This is a genomic window from Nisaea sp. (assembly GCF_039990255.1).
Classification (GTDB): Bacteria; Pseudomonadota; Alphaproteobacteria; order Thalassobaculales; family Thalassobaculaceae; genus Nisaea.
This window is the reverse complement of sequence record NZ_JBDXGG010000018.1, coordinates 1,676,104-1,692,093: the sequence shown is the minus strand read 5'-3', so window position 1 is coordinate 1,692,093 and position 15,990 is coordinate 1,676,104. Positions and strand designations below refer to the sequence as shown.

18 protein-coding genes are annotated in these 15,990 nt (G+C 59.3%); 4 read left to right on the top strand and 14 right to left on the bottom strand.

The window, feature by feature from the left end; all coding sequences use genetic code 11:
* Positions 1–972 carry a hydroxyacid dehydrogenase gene (locus ABJ076_RS18355; protein ID WP_348188133.1) on the bottom strand — a complete coding sequence of 324 codons (972 nt, stop codon included), beginning with the start codon at positions 970–972 and terminating at the stop codon, positions 1–3.
* Between the two features lie 31 nt (positions 973–1,003).
* Complete coding sequence (locus ABJ076_RS18350; RefSeq protein ID WP_348188131.1) at positions 1,004–1,696, bottom strand: RraA family protein; 693 nt, start codon at positions 1,694–1,696, stop codon at positions 1,004–1,006.
* 119 nt (positions 1,697–1,815) lie between these two features.
* Between ABJ076_RS18350 and ABJ076_RS18345 the strand changes: the two genes are divergently transcribed.
* Positions 1,816–2,253: a methylglyoxal synthase gene (locus ABJ076_RS18345; protein WP_348188128.1), complete on the top strand. Its 438-nt coding sequence runs from the start codon at positions 1,816–1,818 to the stop codon at positions 2,251–2,253.
* 189 nt (positions 2,254–2,442) lie between these two features.
* Here ABJ076_RS18345 and ABJ076_RS18340 read toward each other — a convergent pair whose 3' ends face one another.
* Both ABJ076_RS18340 and ABJ076_RS18335 read right to left on the bottom strand, forming a co-directional pair.
* A complete protein-coding gene (locus tag ABJ076_RS18340) occupies positions 2,443–2,862 on the bottom strand; it encodes a DUF6285 domain-containing protein (protein ID WP_348188125.1) in 420 nt (139 codons plus the stop codon).
* Positions 2,855–3,889 (bottom strand): phosphotransferase family protein, encoded by a 1,035-nt coding sequence (locus ABJ076_RS18335; protein WP_348188123.1) that lies wholly within the window; start codon positions 3,887–3,889, stop codon positions 2,855–2,857. Before ABJ076_RS18335 ends, ABJ076_RS18340 begins: the two co-directional genes overlap by 8 nt.
* Before the next feature lie 217 nt (positions 3,890–4,106).
* On the opposite strand from ABJ076_RS18335, the gene ABJ076_RS18330 reads away from it, so the two are divergent.
* The gene (locus tag ABJ076_RS18330) at positions 4,107–4,460 is read left to right on the top strand and encodes a RidA family protein (protein ID WP_323795905.1); all 354 of its coding nucleotides are present in this window, start codon (positions 4,107–4,109) and stop codon (positions 4,458–4,460) included.
* A 1-nt stretch (position 4,461) separates the two neighbouring features.
* On the opposite strand, the gene ABJ076_RS18325 is transcribed toward ABJ076_RS18330, so the two are convergent.
* From ABJ076_RS18325 to ABJ076_RS18280, 10 genes are all read right to left on the bottom strand, one after another.
* Entirely contained in the window at positions 4,462–4,950 is a 489-nt protein-coding gene (locus ABJ076_RS18325) for a dual specificity protein phosphatase family protein (protein WP_348188119.1), read from the bottom strand.
* Positions 4,951–5,107: 157 nt separating this feature from the next.
* Positions 5,108–5,866, bottom strand: a complete 759-nt coding sequence (locus tag ABJ076_RS18320; protein WP_348188116.1) for an SDR family NAD(P)-dependent oxidoreductase — start codon at positions 5,864–5,866, stop codon at positions 5,108–5,110.
* An 11-nt stretch (positions 5,867–5,877) separates the two neighbouring features.
* The gene (locus ABJ076_RS18315; protein ID WP_348188113.1) at positions 5,878–6,372 is read right to left on the bottom strand and encodes a thioesterase family protein; all 495 of its coding nucleotides are present in this window, start codon (positions 6,370–6,372) and stop codon (positions 5,878–5,880) included.
* Positions 6,373–6,377: 5 nt separating this feature from the next.
* Positions 6,378–6,995, bottom strand: coding sequence for a LysE family translocator (locus ABJ076_RS18310; RefSeq protein ID WP_348188111.1), 618 nt, complete (start codon positions 6,993–6,995; stop codon positions 6,378–6,380).
* A 105-nt stretch (positions 6,996–7,100) separates the two neighbouring features.
* Positions 7,101–7,802 (bottom strand): hypothetical protein, encoded by a 702-nt coding sequence (locus ABJ076_RS18305; RefSeq protein ID WP_348188108.1) that lies wholly within the window; start codon positions 7,800–7,802, stop codon positions 7,101–7,103.
* A gap of 84 nt (positions 7,803–7,886) precedes the next feature.
* Positions 7,887–8,495: a sarcosine oxidase subunit gamma family protein gene (locus ABJ076_RS18300; protein WP_348188106.1), complete on the bottom strand. Its 609-nt coding sequence runs from the start codon at positions 8,493–8,495 to the stop codon at positions 7,887–7,889.
* Positions 8,488–11,520 carry a sarcosine oxidase subunit alpha family protein gene (locus ABJ076_RS18295; protein WP_348188104.1) on the bottom strand — a complete coding sequence of 1,011 codons (3,033 nt, stop codon included), beginning with the start codon at positions 11,518–11,520 and terminating at the stop codon, positions 8,488–8,490. Before ABJ076_RS18295 ends, ABJ076_RS18300 begins: the two co-directional genes overlap by 8 nt.
* Positions 11,517–11,807, bottom strand: a complete 291-nt coding sequence (locus ABJ076_RS18290; protein WP_348188102.1) for a sarcosine oxidase subunit delta — start codon at positions 11,805–11,807, stop codon at positions 11,517–11,519. Before ABJ076_RS18290 ends, ABJ076_RS18295 begins: the two co-directional genes overlap by 4 nt.
* A 12-nt stretch (positions 11,808–11,819) precedes the next feature.
* Positions 11,820–13,076, bottom strand: a complete 1,257-nt coding sequence (locus tag ABJ076_RS18285) for a sarcosine oxidase subunit beta family protein (RefSeq protein WP_348188099.1) — start codon at positions 13,074–13,076, stop codon at positions 11,820–11,822.
* A 120-nt stretch (positions 13,077–13,196) separates the two neighbouring features.
* Positions 13,197–13,823 carry a hypothetical protein gene (locus ABJ076_RS18280; protein ID WP_348188097.1) on the bottom strand — a complete coding sequence of 209 codons (627 nt, stop codon included), beginning with the start codon at positions 13,821–13,823 and terminating at the stop codon, positions 13,197–13,199.
* A gap of 186 nt (positions 13,824–14,009) precedes the next feature.
* On the opposite strand from ABJ076_RS18280, the gene ABJ076_RS18275 reads away from it, so the two are divergent.
* Together ABJ076_RS18275 and ABJ076_RS18270 are read left to right on the top strand one after the other, a co-directional pair.
* Positions 14,010–15,476, top strand: coding sequence for a peptidoglycan DD-metalloendopeptidase family protein (locus tag ABJ076_RS18275; RefSeq protein ID WP_348188095.1), 1,467 nt, complete (start codon positions 14,010–14,012; stop codon positions 15,474–15,476).
* On the top strand, positions 15,457–15,957 hold the full coding sequence (locus ABJ076_RS18270) for a polymer-forming cytoskeletal protein (RefSeq protein WP_348188093.1): 501 nt from the start codon (positions 15,457–15,459) through the stop codon (positions 15,955–15,957). The genes ABJ076_RS18275 and ABJ076_RS18270 overlap by 20 nt, the downstream gene beginning before the upstream one ends.
* The last annotated feature ends 33 nt before the right edge of the window (positions 15,958–15,990 follow it).

The window sequence follows — 15,990 nt, the reverse complement described above, 5'->3', positions numbered from 1 at the left end:
CTAGAGCACTTCTTTATTGATGACGGTATCCGGATTCGGCTTGCCGTCCAGCACGTTGAGAATATTTTCCGCCGTCTGGCTCGCCATGCGCAGGATCGACTGTTCGGTCACGCCGGCGCAGTGTGGGCTGACGATGATGTTGTCGAGCTGGAACAGTGGATGTTCCGGCTTTGGCGGCTCGCTGGCGAAGACGTCAATGCCGGCACTCGCGATGGCTCCGGAGGTGAGCGCGTCGTACAAAGCATCCTCGTCGACGAGACCGCCACGCGCAGTATTGACGAGGACCGCAGTCGGTTTCATGGCCTTAAGCTGCGCTTTGCCAATCATGTTCAGCGTGTCAGCGCTTTTCGGACAGTGCAGGGTGACAAAATCTGCGGCCGGCAGGGCCGCATCGAAGTTTTTCACCGGAGTGCAACCCGCCGCTTCGATAACGGCATCCTCGACATAAGGATCGTAGACGGAGACGTTCATGTCGAAGGCAAGTGCCCGTTTCGCGGTCCGGCTGCCAATCCGGCCGAAACCGGCGATCAGCAGAGACTTTTCAGCGATATCCTTTGCCCCCATCCCGAGCTTGATCCAGAAATCGCCGGTCCGGGTCGCATGGTCGAAGGCTACACTTTGCTTGGCCAGCGCCAGGATCATGAACATGGCATGTTCGGCAACTGAAACAGCATTGGATGTCGCGGCGACGCAAAGCGGAATGCCGCGTTCGGTGAGGCAGGCGACGTCGACGGAGTCATAGCCGACGCCATGACGGGAGACGACCTTCAGGTTCGGTGCTGCTTCAATAACTTTTCGCGGAATTTTCGTTGTCCTGACAGCGATCGCATCGGCGGCTCCGACGTGGGCAAGCAGCACTTCTTCGCTAGGCAGTTCAAGGACGGTGGTTTCGATATCGTCGCGGGCATCGAATTGGGACTGGCCGACATCGTGAATAGTATCGACCACAAGCACATGAAACTTGTTTTTCATTGTCACTCTCTTTTGGCTTCGGGCTAGAGGGTCAGTGGATTTCGGCGGAGCCGGCCATTGCGGCCTTCAGCTTGTTGATATCGAAATCCGGTGACTTGGCGGCATCGAGAATGACCTTCTCTTTCCGCTCCAGCAGGGCGATGGCATCCGGCAGCTTCTTGACGGCCTCGGCCGGCACCACCACGGCACCATGGCGATCTGCGTGAATGATATCGTCGTGATTGACCGCCATGCCGCCGACATTTACTGGCACGCCGAAATCTACCGGATGCACCCAGCCATGGCTCGGGCCGACTTTGCCGCCGAGGATCTGGAAGCCGGGCGCTGAGGCGTCGACATCGCGGAAAGATCCGTTGGTGACGCAGCCGAGACAGCCGAGACCCTTGTGGACATTGGTGTTCACTTCTCCCCAGAAAGCGCCGAAACCAGGCTCCGGGTCGAGATCCTGTAACACCACGATGCGGGGGAGCTCGCCGTCCGCGACATAGGTGTAATAGGCCGCGCGGATAGCTTTGGCATCGCCTTGAGGCGGCGTGACGGCGCGCATCGTGGCGGTGCGGGCATAGCCGCAGATCGGGGGCAGGGATGGATCAAGCGCGACCAGCGGCATGGTGGTGAAGCCAATGGTCCGGCGCTCTGGTGTGACGACCTCGAGGCCGTTGCAAATTGTGGGGGTATCCCACTCCGTCAGCTTGCGCAGATCGGATAAGGTAATTTCGGACATGTCCTCCCGTCCTATATAAGTTGTTTTTGATTAGGTATTTTCTTGCAGCTTAACGATGGCTCACGGGACAGTGTAGCGCCCTTTTGGAAACTATCGCTTCAAAGCGGGGACCGTATCGGATGAACGAACGCAAGCGCATTGGGCTGATTGCCCATGATGCCCGCAAGCCGGCGCTCAGAGCGTTTGTGCATGCTCACAGAGAACGGTTCGCCGGAAACGATCTCTATGCCACCGGGACGACAGGGAAGGTTATCGCCGAGGATACCGGGCTCAAGGTTCAGTGTCTGAAAAGCGGTCCGCTCGGCGGCGACCAGCAGATGGGGGCGCTGATCGCCGAAGGCGGGCTCGATATTCTGCTCTTCTTCACCGACCCGATGACATCCATGCCGCACGATGTGGATGTGAAGGCACTTCTTCGGCTTTGCACGCTCTACAACGTCGTTCTTGCCTGCAATCAGGCGAGCGCCGACTTCGTGCTCGGCAGCTCACTGTTCGACACTGCTTATGAAGCGGTTGAACCTGATAATGAAGGCTATCTGAACCGTGTTCTTCCCTGATGGGGATGGCTGTGCCTTTTCGGCACAATTTTGGCTGTTAGCCGCTTTTTGTGTGTCTGCGCTGCATCAGTTTCTTCTGGTCGATCGTCCGAAAAATCTAAGGCGAATTATGGAACTGTTAACCAGAACAGAATAGTAGACCTTTTTATTGATACTGTGATTTATCCGGGATTGATGGGAGTTTTTGCATCAGTTGGGCGTTGGCTGTGAATACTCGCGCGCAGCCAGAAATTTCGGGTTTGAGAGTTTCAGTTTTTCTTCGGCTATACCGGTCAGCAGCGCATGCACTGGACCGGTGAGGGAGGTGTCATAGAGGCCGTCTCGCAGTTCTCGGGCAAGGTCGCGCGACAGGGTGTCGAGCTTGGCTTCGGAGCCGTGTCCTGCCCTGTCAACATTGTCCTCGCCATAGAGCCCGGCGAAACCGTCGAGGATGCGCTGGGTGGCGTCGGGATTGGCATCCGCGTCGAACTCACGGATCGCCGTTGCAAGCGCGCTGGCGATCATGAGGCCGAGATATTTCCTGTCCCCGTCGAGTGCTGGCAAAACCTCTTCTTGGAAAGCGGCGAGGGCTGTTTCGATCAGGTTTTTCCTGCCGGGGGCTTCAAACATTGGCGCGGGTCCTTTCGATTTCAGCGATCTGTTGCAGAACGTCGAGCTCCATCTCGGCAGCTTTCCGACCGGTAAGTGCGAGTTCAATCGACCGTTCGGCTCCGGAATTGTGCCGCTCACCCTGAAGCAGAGCGATAGCGCCCCAGCGCACAGTGGCAAGGACTTCCCAATAGGGTACCAGAGACCAGTCCAGTTCCGAGCCAGCCTCTTCCTCATACCCTGCATAAAGGTCGTTGCGACTGCCGATGCCGCCTGCCTCGCGCTCGTCCGCGCCGAAGCGCCAGCAGCGTGCGCAAAACCAGCCAATATCTTCGAGTGGATCGCTCCATCCGGCGAATTCCCAATCCAGCACGCCTGTCAGCTTGCCGTCGGAAACCATGTAGTTCCCAGTGCGGAAATCTCGGTGGCAGAGCACGGCACGACTTGGCGCCGGTCGTTTCAGTTCCAGCCAGCGCAGGCCCCATTCCAAAGCTGGATAGGCTTTAGGTAGAGTATCGAGGAAGCCGTAAAGCTCGGAAATCCGCTGTGCCGCCGGATCACTCGGCACAGAGCCGAGGAAATCCAGATCCGAGCGGGGCGGTTGTATGCGGTGCAGTCGTGCCATCTCCCTGCCGATTTGCCCGGCAAGGCCGGTAGGGGACGACCCTAGGGCGGCATTGCGCGTGAGCGTGCGGGGATTGGCCGTACCGTCCGCCTTTTGCATGACATAGAAGGGTTTTCCGGTGATTGAGCCTGTCGGCTCAAGGGCGAGTGGCTCGGGGACAGTCATTCCGGCTTCGAATCCGACGGATAGCAGGCGGAACTCTTCCACCCGTCCATGGCTTTCATCCACCCCGGAAGCCGCGTCCGTGCGGAGCACGGCTTGTTCCAGCCCGTTGAGCCGTCCGCCTCGGACAACAAGATCCAGCAGCCAGTTCTCCTGTATGGCACCGCCGGAGAGTAGTTTGGCGCCGGTAATGTCTATTTCTTCAGCGCCCGTTTCAGATAGCAGCCATTCAGCCACGACGGCGCGCGTTTCTCCATCCATACCCAAGAATTACCCCAATTTGATGCGGCGTTCTGGCCCATTCTTACGGGAGATTAAGCAGAGCGTGGCTCCGCTTTGCAATGTCTGAATACGCCGAATGGCGCCGTACTGGCTGTTCCCGTGCGGGCACGGGTGAGATCGGCGGAAGAGGCTATGCGTAAGCAGCTGCGTCCGCTTATGCTGCCGACTCTTTCAACGCTATTGGAGCGAACAGGTTATGGATATCAAGCGCTATCGCACGGGCGAGCGGATGAGTCAGGTCGTGGTCCACGGCAACACGGTCTATACGGCGGGGCAAGTCGCCCAGAATGCGCCGGGCGCCAGCGTCGCCGATCAGACCAAGGATATCCTGGCGAACCTGGATGCCCTATTGGCCGAGGCAGGTACTGACAAGTCGAAGTTGTTGACCGCTACGATCTGGTTGAACTCGATGGACGATTTCGCCGAGATGAATGCAGTGTGGGACGGCTGGGTGGTTGCCGGTTCGACCCCGTGCCGGGCCTGTGTCGAGTCGCCGAAGCTTGCCAGCCCGAAATACACCGTCGAGATCATGGCGATCGCGGCGCTCTGATTTAGCTCGAGGCGCCGGCGTTTCTGGCCCAGTCCAGTTGCGCCGGCGTCTCAATGGTTCCCGGGCGTGCATTGCGGACCGCATCAACAGCGTCGTCCGGTGTTGAGCCGCAGGCCATAAGCAGGCGCGCGGCGATCATGCCACTGCGGCCGAAACCGGCCCGGCAATGGATCAGGATGCGACCGCCGGTTTTAAGGCGTTCCGCCAGAATGGTCTCAAGAGCGGACCAAGCCTTAGTGTCGGCGTCCGATGGAATATCGAAATCCTTGATCGGAAAATGCGTCCAGCTCAACGCATGTTGAAGGAATATATCCTGCATATGCGGCACGCCATGTTCGGAGAGTTCCTCCGCTGTTGCCAGCGAGAGGACGGCATCGATCCCCGACTTGACTATCCCGCCAACAGCTTCCTCATCCTTCGGCACAGGGCCGAGAAAGAGGGTTCCAGACGTTCCCGGAACCGGGATTTCTGTCGCACCATAATGTTCCATGGTGGGATGCTATCCGGTGAAATATGAAAAAGAGATAAACACGATATTCAATCGAACAATTCCCTGCTGACCGGCGACATCAAGGTTCTCGAGTTCGCTGTCTATGTGTTTAAGCGGTGTCATAGGTTTTGCGACAAATCTGTGTTCGGGGCGCAATTTACGAAGCGATATAGACGCCACCATTCACATGAATGGTCTCTGCCGTCAGGAAGGCGGCGCCGTCGCTACACAGGAAAGCAGCGACTTCGGCGACTTCTTTCGGCGTTCCCAGCCTTCCGAGTGGTGTCATATTCAGCATCTCGCCGCCGCGTTCCTGCATAAGTCCGCGCACCATCGGTGTGTCGATCAGGCCCGGTGAGATGGCATTGCAGCGAATATTTCGGCTGGCCACTTCCTGAGCGAGGGAGCGGGTGAGCGCGAGGACAGCGCCCTTCGCGGCGGAATACGGCGCATGGCCGAAGCTGCCCCGATGCCCCGCCATCGAAGCGATATTCACCACCGCGCCGCCATCCGGCATATGGGGCAGGCCGGCGCGCACGGTATGGAAAACGCCGTCGAGATTTACGGCGATGCCGCGCCGCCAGACCTCATCCGCCATACCGTCCACGGTGCCGTCCTCGTAGAGCCCGGCGCCAGTCACTACATAGTCGATCTTTTCGAACCGGTCCCGGCAGGCTTCGGCGGCGGCGGTGACCGCCTCCGGGTCGGACACATCCAGCGGATGGATCGCGAGGGAGGTGTTGTCACCGAGTTCGCCGGCGAGCACAGCGAGGCTGTCCGGATGCAGATCGGTCAGGAACAGATTGGCGCCGGAGGCTGCGAACAGCTTGGCAATGGCCGCTGGTATGCCGCCGCCAGCCCCGGTCAGGAACAGCGTTCGTCCGGTGAAATCGTAAGAAACTGTTTTAGCGGGCATAGCAGCCTGCCTCATGCCGTTTCCGGGTCGTCGAGCGCAATGATCGCGGTGCGCAGGCTATCGGGGATCGGCGCTTTCTCGCCTGTCTCGTTCACCACCATGACGAAGAGCTGGGTCGAGCTGTTGCAGCACCCGTCGGCGTCCCAGGTGGCATAGGTCATCACCAGGCTGGTGTTGCGCATGGAGACCACGCGGCCGGTCATGCAGATCGGCGTGTGATAGGCGATGCCGCGCAGGTAATCCGTCTCCAGATGTTTCATAACCGGGCCGGGGACGTCCATCGCGTGCCGGGGATGACCCAGCGCCTCGAAATAGAGGTTCCGCAGGCTCTCGTACCAGGTCAGGTAGGCGGTGTGGTTCACATGGGCGAAAGCATCGCAATCACGCCACTCGACCAGTTTTGGGATTGCGAAATGCCAGTCGTCGGAAATGTGAAACCGCTTTTTCAGATCGTCGGTGACGGCATAGCGTGCGAGATCGATATATTGCTCAAGCTCTGAGTGCATTCCGATTAGCGCTCCATAAAGGCGACGCGGATGCCGAGGAAGATCAGCAGCCCGCCGAACACCCGGTTGACAATCTTCTGGCTGCGCTCAAGCACATTTCTGACGATATTGGTATCGAGTGTGAGAACGAAGAACAACCAGAACAGGGCGCTGACCGACATCATGATCAGAACCAGCAGCAGGGTGGTCGCGGTCGAGGTCTGTGGCGTGATCACCATGGTGAAGACACCGAGATAGAAGAGTGTGCCCTTCGGATTGAGGATGTTGTTAAGGAAGCCCTGCAGGAACCAGCTCCTGCCGGCGTTCTTCTGCAGCCCGGCGTCCTCCGTTGAGAGAGCCATGTTCCTGGTGCGGAAGCTCATAACGCCAATATAGATCAGGTAGGCGGCACCGGCATATTTCAGAATGCTAAAGGCGAGGATGCTTTCGGAGATCAGCCAGCCGATCCCGATGGCGCAATAGGTGATGTGGACCATGTTCCCGGCCAGAACACCGAGTGAGGATTGCAGCCCGCCGATGCGTCCGCCGATGACGGTATTGCGCATCACGATCACCATGTCCGGTCCGGGACTGATCATGACGAGCAGTGTGATGCCGAGAATGACGAGGATTTGGTCGATCATGGCGTGCGCCTCCCACGTTGAAGAAAGAGCCTAACTGCGCCGGTGCGGCATGATCCAGCAGCTAATTCAGAAATTGTGTGAAGCCTAACCAGCCGCTTGCGAGGTCTACATCAGGGCGCTGGCATTCTCAGCAGCAATGGTGATGCCGATGACGATAGCGATCAGCCCGATGACGCCCTGGATAGCGAAATTACCGACCTTCAGGCTTTTGCTCGTCCAGTGCAGCGGCACGGCGATGATGGCGGAGAGAATGCCCATGCCGATCATGCTGCCGATGCCGAACAGAATGACATAGAGAATGGCATTGGATGGCGTGTCGAGGCCGACGGCCGTCATCATCAGGATCGAGCCCGAGCCAGCCAGGCCATGCACCATGCCGATGGAGATCGTGCTGAGCGGAAGGCCGCGCCGGTGGGCATGTTCGGCCGGACCGTGTTCCGTTTTCTCGCTTTCGGCAGTGACGAAATGGACGTGCGCCTTGCCGTCGGAGTGCCGATGGACGCGCCAGGCACCGCCTTCACGCCAAAGGCGCAGCAGGACACGGCCGCCGAGGATTACAAGCAAGATGCCGACGCCGAACTCGAAGATCGTGCTCCATTCTTCGCTGACGCTAAGGCCGAAGCCGATCATCAGCCCGGTGACTGCGCCGAGAATCAGCGAATGACCCAGCCCCCATGCAAGGCCATGGTTCACTGCACGGCGCACCGAAGTGCGCGAGGTGACCATGCTGGAAACGGCGGCGACATGGTCAGCTTCGAAGGCGTGCTGCATTCCGATCAGGAAGCCAAGCAGCAGAATTCCGGTCATACGATCCTCTTAACTCTAGTCATTTCGTCTCGCCATATGGGCAAGGCAAAGGCGCGGAGAAAATTAACGCTGATATTCAAATGGTCAGAAGATGCGGCAGCCATATTCCAGCGCGCCGTCGAGCAGGCTTTCGAAAAGGTGCGCTCCATAGGAGCGGTGCACATAGATATCAAATACCGGCTCGGCGCTACGGCAATCGATAAGGGCCGGTGCGTGAAAGACTCCGGTCATCCGGCTTGTATCGGTCAAAAATTCTGACGGGTGAATATCGATAGAACAGCCTTTTGCCAACAGCGTTCGGGCGTCGCGTCCGGACAATCGAAAGATTGCGCGCGCGTGGCTGAGGTCGGTGATCGCAACGCTATCTGGTATCGCTGAACGAAGACACGCGGCGAGATCGCGGTGTTCAGGCTCAATGACCAGCCACTTCCCGGTGCCGGTGCCAAGGAGGCGGGGCTGCCCGTTTCCGGCGCTCTGGTTCGGTGTGAGGGATGGAGCGGTGCCGGTGGCCGCATCCAGTGCTTCAGCCAACGCTGGAATTGCATCGACACGAGCTTCGACCTGCACCACGGAAAACGGGGTGTGCTCGGTCAGGTGAATACCCGGACCGTCAAAGCGATTGGTCCCGTGGTCGCCTGGTTCGAAAATTCCGGCGAGGGCCGAGCGGCGGGCGAGAATCAAATCGTCAGCCATGGAGCCTTGCTCCTTCCACGTCATAGACATTCGGACTTGTCACCTTCACCTGGACCGCTTCGCCCTTGAGCGGGAAGACCGCCCAGACAGTATCTCCGATCCTGTTTGGACCATCTTTCAACAGGCCGAGCGAAATCGGATGTCCGACATTCGGGCTGATCGGGGCAGTGGAGGAAACATGACCGAGCTTCGGCACCGGTGGCGGCGTTTTCGGGTCCTCCACCAGGATCGATCCGGCGCGGATCTTCGTCTTGCCGTCGACCGGCGTCAGTCCGACCAGCGTTGGGCGGTTGGGATCTTCCAAGCCTTCACGGGTCGACAAGGCATCGCCGATAAAGCGTTTCTTGGAACTCATCATCTTGCCGAAGCCAAGATCTGCGGCTGAGACGCGGCCGTCGATCTCGGCGACAGTTACATGGCCTTTTTCGATGCGCAGGATGTTCAGTGCTTCAAGACCATAGGGAACCAGTCCGTGAGACTCGCCAACAGCAAGGCACCGTTCCCACGCGGCTTCGCCGTACCCTGCTGGCACGGCAATCTCGTAGGCCAGTTCGCCCGAGAAGCTGATGCGGAAGATCCGGGCCGGGAAAGCGCCGAGTTTCGCCTCGCGTACGCCCATGAAGGGGAAGCCCTCGTGGGAGAGATCAACTTGCGGGAACAGATCCTGCAGAATGGAGCGGCTGTTCGGTCCGGCGATGGCCATGGCAGCCCATTCGTCGGAGACGGACGCAACCTTCACGTCGAGGTCTGGCCAATGGACCTGAAGATGCAGCTCCAGATGCTCCATCACCGGTCCGGCCTCTGCCGTGGTCGTCGTCATGTAATAGTGGTTCTCGCCGATCCGCGAGGTGGTGCCGTCATCGAGGGCGACGCCGTCCTCGCGCAGCATGACACCGTACCGCGCCTTGCCGACGGCCAGGGTCTTCCAGCCGTTGATATAGACCCGGTTCAGCAGTTCCGCTGCATCCGGACCCTGAATATCGATCTTGCCGAGGGTCGAGACATCCGAGATTCCGGCGGCGTTCCGCACTGCCAACGTTTCCCGCTCAATGGCCTTGAACATCGCTTCGCGGGAGTCGGGTTCATCCTTGCCGAGATAGTATTGCGGGCGCATCCAGAGTCCGGATTCCACCATCTGAGCGCCGTGCGCGAGATGCCATTCATGCATCGGTGTGCGCCGGACAGGGTTTTGACGCTGGCCGATTTCGCGACCCGCAAAAGCGCCGATGGCGACGGGCGTGTAAGGAGGCCGGAAGGTTGTGGTGCCAACTTCGGAAACATCAAGGCCGCGGGCTTCGGCAAGTACGCCATGGCCGTTGATGTTCGAGGTCTTGCCCTGATCGGTGCCCATGCCGAGCGTGGTGTAGCGCTTCAGATGCTCGACCGAGACATAGCCTTCGCTCTGGGCCAGTTTTACATCATCCGCCGTGACATCGTCCTGCAGGTCGACAAAGCGCCGTCCCTTGCGGCCCGGCAATGCCGGAACCTGCCAGAGTATCTTGAGAGGGCCGATTGCCTGCTCGTCGGTTGACGGGATATCCGCCGCAGCTCCCGCAGTAAAACCGAGTGCCTCGGCGGTCTCTTGACCTGCCGCATACCCGTCGGCAAGACAGTCCCCGATGCTGAACCGGCCGCGCGCGGCCCCGATGGACCGGTCGTTCATACGGGATGTGCCGGGCACGAAAGCGGCGATGGCCGGATCGTAGAGCGGCTTGCCGCTCTGATGGCTGTAGAGATGGACGTTCGGACTCCAGCCGCCGCCGGTCGCCAGCAGATCGCATGGAATGTAGCGGGTTTCCGGGGTGGCGCCGGATTGCAGGGTGCCTAGATCGGCTATATCCACACCGACAAGGCCGAGATAGCCATGGGTGCGGACCACAACAGCGCCGCTGACGACATCAATCCCCGAAGCGATAACGGCTTCTTTCAGCGGGCCTTGTCCGCCGGTGCGTGGGTCGATCACGCCGCGCACTTCGACGCCAGAATCTGCAAGGTCGAGGGCGGTGCGATATCCATCGTCATTGTTCGCGAAGACCACGGCATGTTTTCCGGGCCGTACGGCGAAGCGATTTGTGTATGTGCGTACGGCACCGGCAAGCATGATTCCTGGCCGGTCATTACCGTCAAACACCAGCGGCCGTTCGGTCGATCCGGTGGCCAGCAGTACCTTTTTGGCGTGGATGAGCCATCGGCGCTGGCGCACCTGGAAGGGACCAGGCATAGGCAGATGATCGGAGACCCGTTCCAGCACGGCAATGGTATCGCCATCGTAATAGCCGAAAGCCGTCGCCCGGCGGAGGAGGGTGACGTTCTCCATCTCCTCAAGTTCAGCGAGCGTGCGCGCGGCCCAATTCATAGCGGGCTTGCCGTCGATGGTCTCCCGCTCGCTGCGAAGGCGGCCGCCTGGCTTGTCGTTCTCGTCTATCAGGAAGACACGGGCGCCGCTCCGGCCTGCGGTCAGGGCTGCGGCAAGTCCAGCCGGACCGGCACCGACCACGACGATGTCCGCATGACCATGCATCTTGTCGTAGATGTCCGGATCGCTGACATGTTTGGCCTCGCCCATGCCGGCCGCTTTGCGGATGAAATGCTCATAGAAGTGCCAGCCTGGCATTCCCATGAAAGTCTTGTAATAGAAACCGGCGAACAGGAAACGCGAGGCAAGGTCATTCACGCCCATGACGTCGAGGGCGAGGGACGGCCAGCGGTTCTGGCTTTGGGCTTCCAGTCCGGCGAACAGTTCGATCTGGGTTGCGCGTGTGTTCGGCTCCTGCCGCCCTCCTGAGCGCAGGTTCACCAGTGCATTGGGTTCTTCCGGTCCCGCTGAATAGATGCCGCGCGGGCGGTGGTATTTGAAGCTGCGGCCCACCAGCCTGACGCCGTTCGCCAGAAGGGCCGAGGCAAGCGTGTCGCCTTCGTAGCCGGTGTAGGGCGTGCCGTCGAAGCTGAAGGTAAGCGGGCGGGTGCGTTCGATCTCTCCGCCTTCGGATTTCCGGAACGGCTGCTGTTCCTTGCCGCGCATCATGGCTTGGTCTCCGCTTCGGGCAGACGGGTTTCGTCGGCAGGCCGTCCGGTGCCGAGCACCTCGTGCGTCTGGGTATTACGCAATACCTTCACCACTTCCCGGCAGCCTAGGCTGTGATGCCAGAGTTCCAGATGCGGGCCGCGCGGGTTGTCACGCGTGTAAACGTAATCCACCCAGGCCGGGTCGTTCTTCTCGGCACCGTCCGGACGTTTTTTGGTGGCGTCGCCGATATAGGTGAATTCGTCGTGGGCGCGTTTGCCGCAATAGGGGCAGTCGATAAAGAGCATGGCCGGCGCCTCCTAATGGTGCCCCGGCACGGGGCCGGTCGCTTCTTCGTCAAGAACGTAACCACGTTCAAAGCGGTCAAGCTGGAGGGCGGCATTCAGCGGGTGCGGCGCGTCCTCTGCGATCGTATGTGCGAAGACCCAGCCGGAGCCCGGCGTCGCCTTGAAGCCGCCATAGCACCAGCCGCAATTTAGATAGAGATTGTCGATCGGCGATTTACCGATGATCGGGCTGCCATCCATGGACATGTCCATGATACCGCCCCAGTGCCGGAGAAGCCGGAGGCGTGAAAGCGATGGCACCATGGCGATGCCGCCGCGCATGACATGGTCGATGGTCTCCATGTTGCCGCGCTGGGCGTAGGAATTATACATGTCTAGATCGCCGCCGAAGACCAGACCGCCTTTGTCTGATTGGCTGAGATAGAAATGCCCGGCCCCGTAGGTCACGACATGGTCGATCAGCGGCTTCAGCGGCTCGGAGACGAAGGCCTGCAACACGTGGCTTTCGATCGGTAGTTTCAAACCGAGCTTGGACGCGAGGTGGCCGGTGTTGCCAGCGACGGCCAGGCCGATCTTGCCGCATCCGATGGTGCCGCGCGATGTCTCTACTGCCTCGATCCGGTTGCCGTTGCGCTTGAAGCCCGTGACTTCGCAATTCTGGATGATGTCCACGCCGAGCCGGTCCGCGCCTCGGGCAAGGCCCCAGGCTACAGCGTCATGCCGTGCCGTGCCGCCGCGCGGCTGCAACAACCCGCCATAGATCGGAAAGCGTGCTTCGTCGGAGTAATTGAGGTACGGTACCATGCGCTTGATCTGTTTCCGGTCGAGCAATTCGGCGTCGATGCCATTCAGACGCATGGAATTGCCCCGCCGCGCGAAACGATCCATCTGCCCGTCCGAGTGGGCAAGATTTAGGACGCCGCGCTGGCTGAACATAACGTTGAAGTTCAGCTCGTGGCTCAGGTTTTCCCAGAGTTTCAGTGATTTCTCATAGAAGTGCGCATTATCGTCGAGCATATAGTTGGAGCGCACGATGGTGGTGTTGCGTCCGGTGTTGCCGCCGCCGAGCCAGCCTTTTTCCAGTACGGCAACATTCCGGATGCCATGTACCTTTGCCAGATAGAATGCAGTCGCGAGTCCGTGCCCGCCACCGCCGACAATGACCACATCGTAGCTTGGCTTTGGCTCGGGATCTCGCCAGGCACGCTGCCAGTTCTTGTGCCCGGTGAGAGCGTTCTGGATGACACTGAAGACGGAATATTCGGCCATGAATCGGATAGCCTTGCCGGATCGTTAACAAAAGACCCGATATGCCTAGCACCGGCTGTGGCAAAACGAAAAGCAAGATTGCGACCTGCTGTCGCGTAATTACGCCATGGTGGCGTTCAGCTACATCCGCTCGACCCTTTCGGCCAGTTGCTCGGTGATGCCGGCGGAGATCCGCCCGGCCTCCGCCGCCATAGCTTCGATGAAAACCACGATGGGTTGACCCAGTCGGTCGATCAGTGAGTCCTGATCGGCCGCGTCCTGATCGACAAGCGCCTGTCGCAGCAATGTCGTGAACTCCTGGTTGACGTAGTCGACTCTGGACTCACTGCTTGCAAGCCAGCGGGCCGCAGTATGTCTGACGGACTGCAGGCTGTCGTCGGTGCGGATGAAGTCTTTGACCTGACGCCCACTCGGGTCCGGGCCGAGTCGGGAGATCATTTCGATGCTTATCCAGGCAAACCACCAGCGCCATGGGTCGGCCCGCATGACCCCGTCATCGTAAACAATCTGCAGAAAATGCAAGGTGGTAACCGGCGCTTCCGGTTTCAGCCGGACGATTTGCGGGGGCAAAGCCGTGAGCGCGAAAGACTGCAGGCGCTTGTCCACCGGGGCAGCCGTCTTGCGTTCCGGGTCCGGGCGAATACCGAGCTCCCGCATACGCGTTTCCGTATCCGTGATCTCGAACCAGTGCCGCAGGGCGAGTGCCACGCCCCGTACCTGATCAGCTTCCCATTGCGCCCGATCCATATCCCGATTCTACCTTGTTCACGATCTCTGTCGGCATGAATTCGTAACCTACTTAAGGTTATTGCGTTCGCTGGTCCGCAGGTTGCCGCCAATGGCGTCTGAGAGCGTTGCCCGCCTTGCTTTGGTGCAGCCTGACAGGTACTCTTATTGAGGGATATCAAAAGCAATCTTCAAGGCTACAAGCGTATGGAAACGCAAAGCTCTTCGCTTGCAAGCAGCATAACGGCCTGGATCAACCATTTTTTCCGCGAGCGCGAGGTGATCTTGCGGTCCGATTCACGGATCCGCTACTTCTCGCTCAGTACCCGATTGCAAGTCGGCATCGTTCTTGTTTGGGTCATGGCGGCGGGCTGGGTCGGCTTCGCATCGGTCGGCGTTTACATGCAGGACGACCTGTTGCGGGGCAAAGACGTTGCCATCCAGCGCAGCCAGGATTCCTACCGTCAACTGCTTGATCAGGTCTCAGACTATCAGCTCTCTGTGGTTGCCATTACCCGGGATCTGAAAGAGACGCAGGGCCAGTTGCAGCGACTTTTCGACCAGAATGAAGGCTTGCGCAGCAACCTGACATCAACTGAATCCAGACTTCGTTACACACAGGTCGAGCGCGACCGGATCAATGCGGGGCGCAAGGCTCTGAACGATCAGTTCAGCCTGCTTGGCCGCGAGTTGCGCCGGATGACAGGCAAGAATAACGGTCTTGAAACACACATCAGCAATCTGCGGACTCATCTCGAAACGCTCGAAGCTGAGAAAAACGAGATCGCGGCTGAGCGAGAGAAACTGGACGGACGCCTCTGGCGCCTGAACAACGAACTCGCTGAATCCGTGGCGCAAAGGGATCATCTTTCCGAAACCATCTCGCATCTCCGTTCGGATCTTCGAACGGTCATGCTTGAGAGAAGCTCTGTGACGTCGGAGAACGACTCGCTGCGGAGCCGGATCTCCTCGCTTGAGGCTCGGCTTACGGATGTCGACGATGAGCACAGGCTCCGGCTCGAAGCGATCTCCGAGCGGGCGCTTAACAACATCCATGCTGTTGAAGCCGTTTTGCGGAAAACCGGGCTCGATCTGGAGCGCATCGCGCCGATGCCGGAAGGCATGATCATGGGGCAGGGTGGACCTTTCATTCCCTACCACCCGGATCTCCAGACGGAACGTTCAGAGGCCGATAGCCTTGAGACCCAACTGGAGCTTCGGCTTTCCCGGTGGGAAAAACTCCGCGATGTCTATCTGTCCGTGCCGTTGATCGTGCCAATGAAAGACTATTATTTCACTAGCGGGTTTGGCCGGCGCAAGGACCCTATAAACAAGCGCTGGGCATTGCATGCCGGTCTGGACATGTCCGGGCCGCGCAAGCAGGAGATCATGGCGGCAGCACCTGGAAAAGTGATCCGTGCGCACCGCGAGGCCTTCTATGGACGGATCGTCGAAATCGACCACGGAAATAATATCACGACCCGGTACGCGCATTTAAGTAGTATCGCAGTGAAAGTGGGCCAGGATGTTGGCCTTGGTGAGGTGATCGGGCGCATGGGTAATTCAGGCCGGAGCACGGCGCCACACTTGCATTATGAAGTTCGCTTCAAGAATAAACCGATGAATCCGCGTAACTTTTTGAGGGCGGGACGATATGTTTCAAAAAAAGGATAGTCGCGGTCAGCAACAGGCGCCGCAGAAGCAGGCTGCGCCCTCGATTTTGAGCGCGGACCTTGTGGTCAACGGCAATCTCGTGAGCGACGGCGACATGCAGGTCGACGGAACTGTCGAGGGCGATATCACCAGCAAGAAGCTAACGATTAGCTCTACGGCTATTGTTCGCGGATCGATCGAGGCCGATGCCATTGTCATCGCTGGTGCGGTCACTGGGCAGGTCAAGGCCCGCCATGTAACGCTGAACAAGACGGCACGCGTTATTGCGGATGTTGTTCAGGAGAGGCTGACTATTGAGCCCGGTGCTTTCTTCGAAGGCAATTGCCGGCACTTCCCGGGCGAAAAGCCAGTGGAGAAGAAGGCGCTGGAGCGGATCGGAGCGAAGCCGGAACTGGCGTCCCCGAGCGTCGTTGGTGGGCCGAAACCGGCAGCCGCAACCGTTGCCGACGCCAAGGATAAAGAATCCCGCGCACTCGCGTGATGATTACGTTGTGTATCGTTTAGGTCGGGCGGC

Coding starts and splice junctions, on each gene's coding strand:
- ABJ076_RS18325 (WP_348188119.1), bottom strand. CDS start 4,950: ATGGAACATTATGGTGCGACAGAAATCCCGGTTCCGGGAACGTCTGGA.
- ABJ076_RS18350 (WP_348188131.1), bottom strand. CDS start 1,696: ATGTCCGAAATTACCTTATCCGATCTGCGCAAGCTGACGGAGTGGGAT.
- ABJ076_RS18300 (WP_348188106.1), bottom strand. CDS start 8,495: ATGGCTGACGATTTGATTCTCGCCCGCCGCTCGGCCCTCGCCGGAATT.
- ABJ076_RS18275 (WP_348188095.1), top strand. CDS start 14,010: ATGGAAACGCAAAGCTCTTCGCTTGCAAGCAGCATAACGGCCTGGATC.
- ABJ076_RS18290 (WP_348188102.1), bottom strand. CDS start 11,807: ATGCTCTTTATCGACTGCCCCTATTGCGGCAAACGCGCCCACGACGAA.
- ABJ076_RS18310 (WP_348188111.1), bottom strand. CDS start 6,995: ATGATCGACCAAATCCTCGTCATTCTCGGCATCACACTGCTCGTCATG.
- ABJ076_RS18315 (WP_348188113.1), bottom strand. CDS start 6,372: ATGCACTCAGAGCTTGAGCAATATATCGATCTCGCACGCTATGCCGTC.
- ABJ076_RS18285 (WP_348188099.1), bottom strand. CDS start 13,076: ATGGCCGAATATTCCGTCTTCAGTGTCATCCAGAACGCTCTCACCGGG.
- ABJ076_RS18340 (WP_348188125.1), bottom strand. CDS start 2,862: ATGTTTGAAGCCCCCGGCAGGAAAAACCTGATCGAAACAGCCCTCGCC.
- ABJ076_RS18330 (WP_323795905.1), top strand. CDS start 4,107: ATGGATATCAAGCGCTATCGCACGGGCGAGCGGATGAGTCAGGTCGTG.
- ABJ076_RS18355 (WP_348188133.1), bottom strand. CDS start 972: ATGAAAAACAAGTTTCATGTGCTTGTGGTCGATACTATTCACGATGTC.
- ABJ076_RS18305 (WP_348188108.1), bottom strand. CDS start 7,802: ATGACCGGAATTCTGCTGCTTGGCTTCCTGATCGGAATGCAGCACGCC.
- ABJ076_RS18280 (WP_348188097.1), bottom strand. CDS start 13,823: ATGGATCGGGCGCAATGGGAAGCTGATCAGGTACGGGGCGTGGCACTC.
- ABJ076_RS18320 (WP_348188116.1), bottom strand. CDS start 5,866: ATGCCCGCTAAAACAGTTTCTTACGATTTCACCGGACGAACGCTGTTC.
- ABJ076_RS18345 (WP_348188128.1), top strand. CDS start 1,816: ATGAACGAACGCAAGCGCATTGGGCTGATTGCCCATGATGCCCGCAAG.
- ABJ076_RS18270 (WP_348188093.1), top strand. CDS start 15,457: ATGTTTCAAAAAAAGGATAGTCGCGGTCAGCAACAGGCGCCGCAGAAG.
- ABJ076_RS18335 (WP_348188123.1), bottom strand. CDS start 3,889: ATGGATGGAGAAACGCGCGCCGTCGTGGCTGAATGGCTGCTATCTGAA.
- ABJ076_RS18295 (WP_348188104.1), bottom strand. CDS start 11,520: ATGATGCGCGGCAAGGAACAGCAGCCGTTCCGGAAATCCGAAGGCGGA.